The sequence below is a fragment of the Streptomyces sp. NPDC055400 genome (genome assembly GCF_053644375.1).
In genome coordinates, this window is sequence record NZ_JBSHLM010000002.1 from 280,624 (window position 1) to 293,378 (window position 12,755).

The 12,755-nt window shown below is 70.7% G+C and carries 13 protein-coding genes; 10 read left to right on the forward strand and 3 right to left on the reverse strand.

Translation table 11 applies throughout. The annotated features are described in order from the left end of the window. Positions 1-25: 25 nt before the first annotated feature. Complete coding sequence (locus ACWIGU_RS05630; RefSeq protein WP_454397752.1) at positions 26-1,342, forward strand: cytosine permease; 1,317 nt, start codon at positions 26-28, stop codon at positions 1,340-1,342. A 50-nt stretch (positions 1,343-1,392) separates the two neighbouring features. On the opposite strand, the gene ACWIGU_RS05635 is transcribed toward ACWIGU_RS05630, so the two are convergent. Continuing rightward, the gene (locus tag ACWIGU_RS05635; protein WP_454397754.1) at positions 1,393-2,046 is read right to left on the reverse strand and encodes a GntR family transcriptional regulator; all 654 of its coding nucleotides are present in this window, start codon (positions 2,044-2,046) and stop codon (positions 1,393-1,395) included. A 72-nt stretch (positions 2,047-2,118) separates the two neighbouring features. Continuing rightward, positions 2,119-2,811: a FadR/GntR family transcriptional regulator gene (locus ACWIGU_RS05640; RefSeq protein WP_454397755.1), complete on the reverse strand. Its 693-nt coding sequence runs from the start codon at positions 2,809-2,811 to the stop codon at positions 2,119-2,121. A 78-nt stretch (positions 2,812-2,889) separates the two neighbouring features. On the opposite strand from ACWIGU_RS05640, the gene ACWIGU_RS05645 reads away from it, so the two are divergent. The 7 genes from ACWIGU_RS05645 to ACWIGU_RS05675 all read left to right on the forward strand — a co-directional run bounded on the left by ACWIGU_RS05645 (position 2,890) and on the right by ACWIGU_RS05675 (position 9,797). Continuing rightward, positions 2,890-4,116 carry an amidohydrolase family protein gene (locus ACWIGU_RS05645; RefSeq protein WP_454397757.1) on the forward strand — a complete coding sequence of 409 codons (1,227 nt, stop codon included), beginning with the start codon at positions 2,890-2,892 and terminating at the stop codon, positions 4,114-4,116. Beyond that, positions 4,113-5,729, forward strand: a complete 1,617-nt coding sequence (locus ACWIGU_RS05650; protein WP_454397759.1) for an ABC transporter substrate-binding protein — start codon at positions 4,113-4,115, stop codon at positions 5,727-5,729. The genes ACWIGU_RS05645 and ACWIGU_RS05650 overlap by 4 nt, the downstream gene beginning before the upstream one ends. Next, positions 5,726-6,658: an ABC transporter permease gene (locus ACWIGU_RS05655; RefSeq protein ID WP_454397761.1), complete on the forward strand. Its 933-nt coding sequence runs from the start codon at positions 5,726-5,728 to the stop codon at positions 6,656-6,658. Before ACWIGU_RS05650 ends, ACWIGU_RS05655 begins: the two co-directional genes overlap by 4 nt. After that, positions 6,655-7,524: an ABC transporter permease gene (locus tag ACWIGU_RS05660; protein ID WP_454397763.1), complete on the forward strand. Its 870-nt coding sequence runs from the start codon at positions 6,655-6,657 to the stop codon at positions 7,522-7,524. The genes ACWIGU_RS05655 and ACWIGU_RS05660 overlap by 4 nt, the downstream gene beginning before the upstream one ends. Then, positions 7,521-8,564, forward strand: coding sequence for an ABC transporter ATP-binding protein (locus ACWIGU_RS05665; RefSeq protein WP_454397765.1), 1,044 nt, complete (start codon positions 7,521-7,523; stop codon positions 8,562-8,564). The genes ACWIGU_RS05660 and ACWIGU_RS05665 overlap by 4 nt, the downstream gene beginning before the upstream one ends. After that, positions 8,561-9,352 carry an ATP-binding cassette domain-containing protein gene (locus tag ACWIGU_RS05670; RefSeq protein WP_454397767.1) on the forward strand — a complete coding sequence of 264 codons (792 nt, stop codon included), beginning with the start codon at positions 8,561-8,563 and terminating at the stop codon, positions 9,350-9,352. The genes ACWIGU_RS05665 and ACWIGU_RS05670 overlap by 4 nt, the downstream gene beginning before the upstream one ends. Positions 9,353-9,674: 322 nt before the next feature. Then, the gene (locus ACWIGU_RS05675; RefSeq protein ID WP_454397769.1) at positions 9,675-9,797 is read left to right on the forward strand and encodes a hypothetical protein; all 123 of its coding nucleotides are present in this window, start codon (positions 9,675-9,677) and stop codon (positions 9,795-9,797) included. 15 nt (positions 9,798-9,812) lie between these two features. On the opposite strand, the gene ACWIGU_RS05680 is transcribed toward ACWIGU_RS05675, so the two are convergent. Further along, positions 9,813-10,403: a TetR/AcrR family transcriptional regulator gene (locus ACWIGU_RS05680; RefSeq protein ID WP_454397770.1), complete on the reverse strand. Its 591-nt coding sequence runs from the start codon at positions 10,401-10,403 to the stop codon at positions 9,813-9,815. 48 nt (positions 10,404-10,451) lie between these two features. On the opposite strand from ACWIGU_RS05680, the gene ACWIGU_RS05685 reads away from it, so the two are divergent. Further along, the gene (locus tag ACWIGU_RS05685) at positions 10,452-10,997 is read left to right on the forward strand and encodes a GNAT family N-acetyltransferase (protein ID WP_454397772.1); all 546 of its coding nucleotides are present in this window, start codon (positions 10,452-10,454) and stop codon (positions 10,995-10,997) included. A 288-nt stretch (positions 10,998-11,285) separates the two neighbouring features. Then, the gene (locus ACWIGU_RS05690) at positions 11,286-12,731 is read left to right on the forward strand and encodes a family 2B encapsulin nanocompartment shell protein (RefSeq protein ID WP_454397774.1); all 1,446 of its coding nucleotides are present in this window, start codon (positions 11,286-11,288) and stop codon (positions 12,729-12,731) included. Positions 12,732-12,755 lie beyond the last annotated feature (24 nt).

The following is a 12,755-nucleotide window of genomic DNA, read 5'->3' on the forward strand; positions in this document are numbered from 1 at the left end:
CGCCGGACCACTCACGGAGGCCAGGATGAACAGACGCGATCCCGCCGCGGCGGACACGGCCCACGCGGGCCTCGAGCTGGACCCCGAGTACGAGCACACTCCCGTTCCGACGGAGAGCCGCAAGTCCCTTCTCACCGTGTCGGCCGTGTGGTTCGGATTCCCGATGATCCTGACCAACGCCGTCCCCGGCGGTATCGTCGTCGCGCTCATGGGCTTCTGGCGCGGTCTGGCCGCGATCGTCGCCGCGAACCTCGTGATGCTGGTCTACGTCGGTCTGCTCAGCCACCGGGCGGGCAGCACGGGCGAGAGCTTCTCCCTCCAGGCGACCAAGACGTTCGGGAGGGTCGGCTACGTCGTCGCTTCCGGTTTCCTCGCGACGGTCGTCGTCGGGTGGTTCGCCTTCAACACCGGCGCGACGGGTGCCACCCTCCACCAGGCGTTCGGCTGGCACGAACGACTCGTCGCCGCCGTCGCCGGGGTCGCCTTCGTCGCGATCACGTTCCTCGGCATCCGCGCCCTGTCCTGGCTGGGCGCGGTCGCCGCCCCGCTGTTCATCCTCGTCGGCCTGATAGCCCTGGTGATCGTCTCCAGGGACCACGATCTCGCGACCGTGCTCGACTACCAGGGCGTCGGCGGGAACAGCGCCCTCCCCTTCGGCGCCGCCGTCTCCCTCATCATGGCGACGTTCGCGGACTCCGGAACGATGACGGCCGACTTCACCCGCTGGTCCAGGAACGGCAGGCAGGCCGTGATCGCGACGGCCACCGCGTTCCCCGTGGCGAGTCTCGTCGCCCAGATCACCGGAGGCATCGTCGTCGCGGCCGGCGCCGTGGCCTCGGCCGGCACGGTCGGCGGCAACTTCCTCCCGATCCTCACCGGCGGCCACGGGGTCGCCCTCGACGTACTGGCCGCGGTGTTCGTCCTCGTCAACCTCGGCTCCGTCTGCAGCCACTGCCTCTACAACGGCGCGCTCAGCTGGTCGCATCTGACCCGTACGAGGATGCGCGTGACGACGCTCGTCCTGGGGGCCGTCGGCACGGTCGCCGCCCTCGCCGGTGTCTGGGACCACTTCCTCGACTGGCTGGTCGTCCTCAGCGTGTTCGTCCCACCCCTCGGCGGCGTGCTGATCGCCGACCAGGTGTTCCTGCGCCGCCGGCTCGACGGGCGGTCCGAGGCGGCGGTGCGTCCCACTGCGTTCGCCGCGTGGGCCGCCGGAGCCGCGGCCGGAGGGCTCGTGCACTGGTACGCGCCGCAGTTCTCCGACGCGGTCACCGGCCTGCTCGTCGCCCTGATCGCCTATGTCGCACTGGAGGGGATGCCCGTACGAAGCCGGGGTGCGTGATGGCGGACGCGGGTGTGTGTCTCGCGGGTGAGTGGCTCGCAGGTGTGTGTCTACTGCTCCGGGGTGCGCCTGCGATGCGCGGCGGCTTCGCTGCGGCCCGTCGCCAGGTGCTTGATGGCCAGTTCCTCGACGCGCGGCACGTCCCGGGCCTCGATCGCCTCGTACAGCTCCTCGTGCTCCTTGGCGACGCCGACGATGTCGTCGTGCTGGCCGAGCAGCCATCGCATGCGGCTGCTCAGGGTGCGGCCGAGCTCGTTGAGGAGTTCGTTGTCCGCCAGCGCCGTCACCGTCTCGTGGAAGTCGGCCGCGGCCCGCCGCGCCGGTACGGCGTCCCCCTTGGCCGCCGCCCTCAGCTCGGCGTCCAGGTCGGCCCTGAGCCGCGCGAGTCCCGCGCGGGTGCGCCGCTGGGCGGCGAGACGGAACGCCAGCATCTCCAGGGCGGCCTTGACCTCGTCCAGATCCTCGACATCGGAGGCGGTGAACTCACGCACCACGGCCCAGCTCCGCGGGCGCGGCGTGACAAGACCCTCGTTCACCAGGTCCTTGAGGGCGTCACGGACGGGCAGGCGGCTCACCCCCAGCTCGGCCGCCAGTTCCCGCTCCACGAGCTTGCTGCCCGGTGCCCGCACACCGTCGAGAATCTGATCGCGCAGCGTGCGCGTGACCCGCTCCGACTCGGGTTCAAAAGTGTCATCCCCTGCCATGATCCCTATTCTCGCACCGCGTCGCAGGTCATTCGGCCTGACCCCACTTTCGGCAGCGGACGGAGGACCCGGTCACGCCCGGCCGGCCGGGTCGTCGGAGCCGTGCTCCTGCCGGTCGAGGATGGCCACCGCGATGGCCGCCGCGGCGCCTGCGTCCCGGTCCTCGACGGCCCGGTGCAGGTCGTCGTGCGACGTGTCGTCGCCGCTGAGGGTGTGCTTCATGCACTGGTCGGCCTTGACGCTGTCGCGCAGGGCGTCGCTCATGCCGCGGTAGAGGTTCTGCAGCACGGGGTTGTGGGAGGCCTCGGCGATGCGGAGGTGGAAGTCGACGTCGGCGTCCGCGAAGGCGTCCACGTCGGCGTTCCGGCTCGCGTCGGCCCGGTCGTCCAGGGCCTTCCGCATCTGCCGGAGGTCGTCCGCCGTGCGCCTCGTCGCGGCGAGCCGGGCGGCGACGATGTCGAGCCCGCGGCGTACGTCGATGATGTCCTGGGCGGCGGCGCGCTCGAGCTGGCGCCGCAGCGCGACCTCGGCCTCGTCGGTGGCCGTCACAAAGGTCCCGTTGCCTTGACGGGTCATCAGCAGGCCCGAGTGCACCAGGACGCGCACGGCCTCGCGCACCGACAGGCGGCTGACGCCCAGCGTCTCGGCGAGCCGGCTCTCGGACGGGATCTTGTCGCCGAGCTGCCAGGTGCCCGTCGCGATCTCCTGTCGCAGCGCGGCGATCACGGTGTCGACGAGCGACGGAGCCCGTTCCACGTTTTTCATCCCAACCCCTTCTCTAGTCATCTGATGACCTGGTAACTCTAACGGTCGGTTCGTCTCCAACGAAGGAGTAATGCCGTCATGACGCACATCTTGTTCACAGCGATACGTCTGGACGGCGGGCAGCCCCGCGACGTTCTGGTCGCCGACGGGCGCATCGCCGCCATCGCCCCTCCCGCTCTGCCTGAAGAGTACGAAGTCGTCGACGGCGGCGGCGCCTTGGCCCTTCCCTCGCCGGTCGACGCGCACATCCATCCCGACAAGACCGCCTGGGGCCAGACCTGGCTCAGCCGTACTCCCGCGTCGAGCCTGCGGGACCTGATCGACGGCGATGTTGCCGCGCGAGCCGCCATGCCGACGCCGGTCGAGGACCGCGCCGGTGCGCTCATGGACCGTGCCGTCACCCGCGGTACCCGCGCCATGCGTGCGCATGTCGACGTCGCGCCTGTCCACGGGCTGTCCAATGTGCACGGCGTCCGTGCCGCCGCGGCCGCGCGCGCCGGCCTGCTCGACGTACAGGTGGTGGCGTTCCCCCAGCTCGGCCTGCTCACCGAGCCGGGGACGGCCGAGCTTCTCGAGAAGGCCCTGTCCGAGGGCGCCGACGTGCTCGGCGGACTGGATCCGGTGGGCGTGGACGGGGACATGCACGGGCAGTTGGACGTCCTGTTCGGCCTGTCCGAGAGGGCGGCCGTCCCGCTGGACATCCACCTGCACGACGGCGGTCCGTCCGGTATCGAGCAGGTCACCGAGATCGCCCGCCGTACGGTGGCGCACGGCATGCAGGGACGCGTCACGGTCAGCCACGCCTTCTGCCTCGCCGATCTCGAAGGCGACGGACTCGCGCGGACGGGCGAGATCCTCGCCGGGGCGGGCGTGTCCCTGACGACCTGTGCCCTGGGAGCCGACCCCGTAGTCCCCTTCGGTCCCCTGGGCGAGCGTGGGGTGCTCGTCGCGGCGGGGTCCGACGGCGTACGCGACCCCTGGACCCCGTTCGGCGACGGCGACATGATCGCTCGGGCCCACCTTCTCGCGTACCGCACCGATGCCCGTACGGACACCGAACTCGCCGCGTGCTACGCGGTCGTGGCTCACGGCGGTGCCGCGCTCCTGGGCCTCGAGCGGACGGAGCTGCGCGTCGGTGACCCGGCCGACTTCGTACTGCTTCCCGGTGACTCGGTGGCACAGATCGTCGTGGACCGGCCCGTGCCGAGCCTGGTCGTGCGGGGCGGACGCGTGATCGCGCGCGAGGGACAGCTGGTCGATGGCCGGCAACAACGAGACCGCCTCGTCGAAGGAGCAGCCCGATGATGCGCCGCACCCTCCCCGTGATCGGGCTCGTCCTCACCCTCGCCGCCTGCACCTCCGGAGCTCAACAATCGCAGCAGGACGCCGCCCCGGCGAAGCTCGACCTCAAGACCACCACCCCCGCCGCCACCAAGGGCCTGGGCAAGGTGACGTGGAACCTCCCCTACGAGCCCCAGACCCTGGACCCGATCCGTTCCTTCAACTACGCGGAGAACACCGCCCTCGCCAACATGTGCGAGAGCCTGCTGCGGCTGACCCCGGACTTCAAGATCAAGCCGGGCCTCGCCGTCAAGGCCACCAACCCGACGCCCACCACCTGGGTGTACACGATCCGCAAGGGCGTGACGTTCTGGAACGGCGATCCGCTGACCGCCGACGACGTCGCGGCGAGCCTGCGACGGCACCTCGACTCGAAGCTCGGCACCTGGTGGGGCGACTACTTCAACACCGTCAAGTCGGTCCGCGCCACCGGATCCATGCAGGTCACGGTCACCCTCAAGCAGCCCGACGCCCTGTTCAACCAGGCGATGGCCACCGGCGCCGGCGCCGTCGTGCAGAAGAACTTCCTCGACAAGGCCGGCAAGTCGCTCGGCTCGCCGTCCACCGGCGTGATGTGCACCGGACCGTTCCGGTTCCATGACTGGAAGTCGGGCGACTCGATGACGCTCAGGCGCTACGACCACTACTGGGACAAGCCGCTCAAGGCCAAGTCCGATTCCCTGGTCCTGCGGTTCATCGCCGACGAGACGACCGCCGTCAACGCCCTGCGCTCCGGCGAGGTCGACGGCCAGTACTTCTATCTGCCGCCCGCGGGTCTCGGCCAGCTCCAGAAATCGACCAGCGGCTCGGTGACCCTCGGCCGCTCCCTCACGTTCTGGGCGCTGCTCGGCTCGGCGAAGTCCGGTCCCTACGCCGACCCGAGGGTGCGCCAGGCACTGTCGCTCGCGCTGGACCGCGCGGCGATGTCCAAGGTCGTCTTCCAGGGAACGGCTTCCCCGCAACGCGCGCTGACGGGCAGCGACTACTGGGGCTACGAGCGCAAGACGTATCAGAAGGCCTACGAGGCCCTGCCGCCCGAGACCACCGATCTCGCGAAGGCCAAGGAGCTTCTCGTCCAGGCGGGCTCGCCCACGAAGCCCATCGTGATCGGCGTCCAGGGCAGTTCGGCCGTGCACGAGCAGACCGCCAACCTGCTGAAGGCCACCGGCGAAGCGCTCGGCCTCAGCATCGAGATCCGGGTCGTCCCGGTCGAGCAGTACGGCAACCTCTACAGCGACCCCAAGGCGCGCACGGGCATCGACGCCTTCCTCAGCACCTGGTACGGCAATGTGCCGGATCCGCTGGACATCTACACCGTGTTCCGCAAGGGCGGGCGGACGAACTTCAACGATTACACGGCAGTTGACGGCGCCATCGCCAAGGCACGGGCCGAGGGGGACCCGGCGGCCCGGGTGTCGCTCGTCACGGGGATCCAGGAGAAGGTGACCCGCGACGTCGTGTGGATGCCCCTCAACAACCTTCCGGTGATCCTCTACATGAACAAGCGGGTGACGGGCGCCGTGCCGTCCTTCCCCTACCTGTACTACCCGTGGGCCGCAGGGCTGGGGGCCAGATGATCACCTATCTGGCACGGAAGTTGATCGCGCTGGCGGTCGTCCTGGTCGTCGCCTCGTTCCTCGTGTACGGACTGCTCTACCTCGTACCGGGCGGGCCGATGGCGTTCCTGCTCGGCAACCGGAGCGGCACGCCCGAGCAGGTCGCCGCCATCCGGGCCCAGTACCGGCTCGACGACCCCTTCCTGGTCCGCTACGCGGCGTGGCTCGGTGACGCCGTGCGCGGTGACTTCGGCAGCTCCCTGGTGTACCGGCAGCATGTCTCGGGCCTGATGGGAGCCCGCGCGGCGACCACCGCGTTCCTGGTCGGCTACTCCACCGTCCTGATCGTCGTGGCCGGTGTGGCGGGCGGCGTGCTGGCCGGACTGCGCCGGGGCCGCGTGGACGCCGTCATCAGCGCGGTCTCCTCGGCGTTCCTCGCCACGCCGACCTTCGTGATCGGCGTGCTCCTCGTGATCGTGTTCGCCCTGGGACTGGGCTGGTTCCCGGTGTTCGGGCCGGGGCAAGGCCTGCTCGGGCGGCTGTATCACCTGACGCTCCCGGCGATCACCCTCAGCCTCGGCAGCGCAGCCTTCCTCGCCCGCATCACCCGCGCCTCGGTCCGCGAGGAGCTGGGGCGCGAGCATGTGGAGACCGCCCGCAGCCGGGGAATCGCCGAGGCACTGGTCATCCGCCGGCATGTGCTGCGCAACGCGTCGATCCCGGTGATCACCGTCACCGGCCTGACCGTGGCCGGCCTCATCGCCGGCTCGGTCGTGGTGGAGAACGTGTTCGCCCTCGACGGCCTCGGCTCCCTCTTCGTACGGGCGATCCTGCAGCGCGACTTCGCGGTCGTGCAGGCCGTCGTGCTCGTTCTCGTCGCCGCTTTCGTCCTCATCAACCTCGTGGTGGACCTGTGCTACAAAGCCCTCGACCCGCGGATGTCCCGATGACCGCCGTGGCCACCCGCGTCCGCGGGACACTCGGCAGGTTCAGCCCGTCCCGTGCGGTGCGTGCGCTCGGCGTGCCCGGCGTCGCCGCGGCGGCGCTGCTCGCCGTGGTGCTGACGGTCACGCTGCTCGCGCCCGTCCTTGCTCCCTACGACCCCGACCAGCCGGACCTGTTCAACTCGCTGGCCGGGTCCTCGGCCGCGCACCCCCTGGGCGGCGACGCCCTCGGCCGGGACGTGCTGTCACGGCTGATGTGGGGCGCCCGGACGACGCTGAGCGGTCCCGTCCTCATCATCTGCCTGTCCACCGTCGTCGGCACCGCGCTGGCGATCACCGCGGCATGGGCGGGCGGCAAGGTGGACGCGGTCGTCTCGCGCCTGCTGGACGTGCTGTTCGCGGTCCCGGGCATCGTCTTCGCCCTGATCACCGTGGCCGTACTCGGCCCCGGCGTCACCGGCGTCGTCCTGGGACTCGCCGTCGCCTACACCCCGTACGTGGCGCGGGTGGTGCGCGGTGCGGCGCTGCGGGAACGCAACATGCCCTATGTAGCGGCGGCCTGGGTCCAGGGCCGGTCCGCGTTCGCCATCTGCGTACGGCACCTGCTGCCCAATCTGCGCCCGATCATCGTCGCCCAGTCGGTGTCCGCCCTGGGCTTCGCGGTCATCGACCTCGCGGCGATCTCCTTCCTGGGGCTCGGCGTGCAGCCGCCGACCGCCGACTGGGGGCTGATGGTCAAGAGCGGACTGGACAGCGCCACGCGCGGACAGCCGCTGGAGGCGCTGGGTGCGGGCCTGTTGATCGTGCTCGTGGTCGCCGCGGTGATCGTGCTCGGCGACCGCCTAGGCAAGGAGGAGGGTGACCACCGATGAATCTCCTGAAGCGTGAGAGGGATCAGCCGGAGAAGGGTCAGGCGGAGATGGGTCAGGCCGGGGGCAGTCTGCTCGATCTGCGTGGGCTCAGGCTCGCGGTTCCGGCCGGCCGGGAGTGGCGTCCTCTCGTCGAGGAGGTCGACCTGTCGATCGGCCGGGGCGAAGCCGTGGGACTGGTCGGCGAGTCCGGCTCGGGCAAGTCCATGACGGCGCGGACGATCCTCGGGCTGACGCCGCCGGGGGCGCGCGTCACCGGTGACATCGTCTTCGACGGGATCCGGGTCACCGGCATGGACCGACGGGCGCTGCGCGGTCTGCGGGCCCGGCGCATCGCGATGGTCTTCCAGGATCCGCGGGCCCACATCAATCCGGTGCGCACCATCGGCGACTTCCTCACCGAAGCCATGATCGCCAACCTGGACGTGCCCGCCCCCGCCTCGAAGGCGCGGGCGGTGCGGCTCCTGTCGGACGTCGGCATCGCGGACGGCGAGCGGCGGATGCGCCAGTACCCGCACGAGCTGTCCGGCGGGCTGCTGCAACGCGTCATGATCGCGTCGGTCCTTGCCGTCGAGCCCGATCTGATCCTTGCCGACGAGCCCACCACGGCCCTGGATGTCACCACGCAGTCCGAGGTCATGGCCATCCTCGACGAGCTGCGCCGGGAGCGCGGCATGGCCATGCTGCTGATCACCCATGACCTGGAGCTGGCGGCGGCCACCTGCGACCGGCTCGCCGTCATGTACGCCGGCCGGATCGTGGAGACCCAGGCCGCCGGCGCGCTGACGGCCACGCCCCGTCACCCGTACACCTCCGGTCTGATGCTCTCGCGGCCGAGCATCGATCAGGTCGTCCACCGGCTGCCCGTCATCCCCGGGCGGCCGCTCGCCGCCTTCGAGGCGGACGACGGGTGCGCGTTCGCTCCCCGGTGCGCGCATGCGCGACCGTTCTGCGCGGACGGGCGGCCGGCCGTGGTGGAGCTGGAGGGGGCGCGCGTGGCGTGCACGCGGGCCGGCGAACTCACCTTGCAGGGAGAGTCATGAGCGACTTCGTGATCGAGGCGGCGGGTCTGCGCAAGGAGTTCGGGCAGGCGGTCGCCGTCGACGCCGTGTCCTTCACGCTCGCGCGCGGGCAGTCGCTGGCTGTGGTCGGCGAGTCCGGTTCCGGGAAGACGACGGTCGCGCGGATGCTGGTCGGCCTGGAGACCCCGACCGGCGGGTCGATCAGCGTGTGCGGCCGGCCGCGCCGGGGCGGGCGTGTGTCGTCGGCGGAACGCCGCAGGCGCGCCCGCGAGATCCAGATCGTTTTCCAGGACCCCTACGCGTCGCTCGACAGGCTCCAGCGGATCGGCGATGTCGTGGAGGCCGCCCTCGCCCTGCACTTCCCGCTGACTCCCGCCGAACGGCGCAGGCGGGCAATGGAGTTGCTCGAAGCGGTCGGACTGGCCGAGCGGCACGCGTCCATGCTCCCCCGCCAGCTCTCCGGCGGGCAGCGGCAGCGCGTCGCCATCGCCCGCGCCATCGCCGTCGAGCCGGAGGTCCTCGTACTGGACGAGGCGGTGGCGGCGCTCGATGTGTCCATCCAGGCGCAGATCCTCAATCTGCTCGCCGACATCCGCGAACGCAGCGGCATCAGTTACGTGTTCATCTCGCACGACCTCGCCGTGGTCCACCAGATCAGCGACATCGCCGTCGTGATGTCCGGCGGCCGGATCGTCGAGCGCGGAGACACCCGCGACCTGCTGCGCGATCCCCAGGAGGAGTACACCCAGGCACTGCGCGCGGCGGTCCCGCGCCCCGGCTGGAAGCCGAGTCGCAGGCAACGCGCCTGAGGCTCGTGAGGGAGTGGCGGCGGGCGCCGCCACTCCCCCTGCCCCGTTCAGGAACCGGCCGTCGCCCCCACCGGAGCGCGCCGCGCCGGCCTCTCCTGTCCTCGGCCCCATGCCGCCCACGTCCGACGCGGGGATCGAGGCCTCCCGCGCGAGGCCACGGCCGTGCTCGCGTACAGCAGCTCAAGACGCTCAGCCTGCTGCACGGACTCGCGGCAGCGCATCGCCGGGTGCCCGAGGACTTCAGTCTGGCCGCGGCCGACGACCTGAGCAGCCTCAGGTCCACGACACCTCCCGTGACCGCGCTCTCCGTCCGGTGGAGGAGGTGGGCGCACTCGCCGGCACGCGCCTCATCGACCTGCTCGACGGCCACCACGTCACGGTCACCTCCCGGCTGCCGTCCCGGCCGGTTCTGCGCGCGGCGTCGGCTCCGCCCGCGAACCGGTAGCCCGCGACAGCCCCGCTACCGAGTACGGGTCAAGGCATCCAGGTAGTCGTCGAGGAGCTCGGCCTGGCGACGGGGCGGGAACGCCTCGGGGTCGAACAGCGCCTGCACCACCAGGCCGAGCACGAAGGCCTGGGCGCCGGCCGCGATGCGCGCCGGATCCCCGCCGCGCAGTTCGCCCGCCTCCTGAGCGGCCGCGACGAGGTCGCGCAGCTTGTCGCGGCCTCGCCCGTACTTGCCGGCGTAGTCGGCACTCAGCGCGGGGTCGGCGAGCGCGGTGTCCCAGGAGGACACCCAGATCCGGTTGCTGTCGGTTGCCTCGCCCGTCAGCGGGAGGATGCTCATCAGGGCGGCCTTCAGCGCGGCCAGGCCCTCCCCCGCCGCAGGCCGGGGGCGCGAGACGGTCCGCTGCTCGAGCAGGTCGAGGGCGTACGCGACCAGGTCGCGCTTGGCCGGGAAGTAGTGGGTCAGCAGGCCGGTGGACGCGTCGAGTTCGGCGGCGACGGCGCGCATGGTCAGGCCTCCGAATCCATGCGCGACCAGCACCCGCCAGACCGCCTCGGAAACGTCACGGCGACGGGCCTCATGGTCGCCCTTGGTACGTGGCATGCTGCTACGGTACATACCCAAAACGCTTGTTGTGTGAATGGGGTCCTCATGTTCTCCCTCCCCCTGCGGGACGACGTCCGTCTCGCCCCGCTCGAGATATGGCATGCCGAGGAGTTCGCCGCCCACCTGGACCGGGCGCGCGAGCACATCCGGCCGTGGGTCGGTGCGGGGTTCGTCACCGTCGACGTCGACGGGGCGCGCGCCACACTGCGCCGGTACGCGGAGCGCCAGGCCGCGGACGGCGGCCGCCTCTACGGCATCTGGCTCGACGGCACCCTCGTCGGCGGCGTGATGTTCGTGGACTTCGACGCCGCTTCCGGTTCCTGCGAGATCGGCTGCTGGCTGGAGCCGGACGCCGAGGGCCACGGCCTGATCACACCGGCCTGCGGCACCTTGCTGGACTGGGCGTTCACCACACGGGGCCTGCACCGCGCCGAGTGGCACTGCCGGGCCGACAACGAACGCAGCGCCGCGGTGGCCAAGCGGCTCGGCATGACACTCGAAGGCGAACAGCGCGAGTCCTGGCCGTACGACGGCACCCGTCACGGCACGCAGCTCTGGGCGATCCTCGCTCCGGAGTGGCGCGCCCAGTAACCACGACACCGCGCGCCCGGGAACGGCGAACCCAGTCGCCACCCCACCGCGGCACCCCACCGTCCGTACGCGTCCCGCGCACACGTTCCCGTGGTGCGGGACGGCGCGCGATCACGTTCCGCTTGACCGTCTGCCTCATTCGGCAGGTTTGCACCTCCAGCACGCGAAATCGCCCCCTTCGCGCCGTACCTGGCCACCCCTCCCGGCTGCTTGCCTTGTGGGTGCAACGAGGAGCTTTCGTACCACCGATCGCTTCGCTCACCCTCGTTACACCTCCTGGGAGGGAATGTGTCCGTACCGGACAGCGCCACCGGTCCCGCGAGCGACGAAGAAACCGCACCTGAAGTCCCGACCGACCAGCAGCTGACCAGCCTCGGCACCCATGCGGCACGCCGGCTGGCCACGACCACCAAGTCCGCACCGCAGATGCAGGCCATCACCTCACGGTGGCTGCTGAAATCCCTGCCCTGGGTGGACGTCAAAGGCGGTACGTACCGGGTCAACCGGCGTCTCCAGCTCAGCATCGGCCGCGGCAGGGTGCAGTTCGACCAGAACGGCGGGAACGACATCAAAGTCATCCCCGAGACGCTCACCGAACTCCCCGTCCTGCGCGGGTACGACGACATCGACGTACTGAAGGAAATCGCCACCCGGTTCCGGACCCGGGAGGTGCGGGCCGGGCAGGTCCTCTTCGAGGCCGGGCAGCCGGTGACCGAGGCATACCTGGTGGCCCACGGGCGGTTCACCCGCTTCACGGAAGGCAAGTACGGCGAGGAAGAGGTCATCGCCGTCGTCACGGACGGCGACCAGATGGGCGACGAGGCCATCGGCCAGCCCGACCCGCTGTGGCTCAGCTCGGTCCGGGCCGAGACCGCGGGCACGGTTCTCGTCCTGCCCTGGGACGTCGTCGAGGAGCTCACGGAGCGGACACCGTCCCTCGCAGCCCACCTGCGGGAGTACGCCGAACGGCAGCGGCTGCCGAGGAACCGCAAGGGCGAGGCAGACGTCCCCGTGCAGTCCGGGCACACGGGTGAGCCGACGCTGTCCGGCGGCTTCGTCGACTACGAACTGACGCCGCGCGAATACGAGTTGTCCCTCACCCAGACCGTCCTGCGCGTCCACACCCGCATCGCCGACCTCTACAACGACCCGATGGACCAGACCGAGGAGCAACTCCGCCTCACCATCGAGGAGATCCGCGAGCGCCAGGAGTGGGAACTCGTCAACAACCGCGAGTTCGGGCTGCTGCACAACGTCGACTACGGCCAGCGCATCAGCACCTTCTCCGGCCCGCCCACCCCCGACGATCTCGACGAACTCCTCTCCATGCGCCGCAAGACGAAGCTCTTCCTCGCCCACCCGAAGGCGATCGCCGCGTTCTTCCGGCAGTGCAACCGGCGCGGTCTGGTGCCCGGCACCGCGAACGTCGACGGTCACGAGGTGCCCGCCTGGCGCGGCGTCCCGATCTTCCCCTGCGGCAAGATCCCGGTCACGCCGCAGCACACGACCAGCATCCTCGCGCTGCGCATCGGGGAGTCCGACCAGGGAGTCGTCGGCCTGTACCAGACCGGCATCCCCGAGGAGTACCAGCCCGGCCTGAACGTCAGGTTCATGGGCATCAACACCACCGCGATCATCAACTACCTCGTCACCGCCTACTACTCGCTGGCGATTCTCGTCCCCGACGCGGCGGGGATCCTCGAGAACGTGCAGATCGGACGGACCGCCGAATGACGCACGACGACGGACGGGGTACGC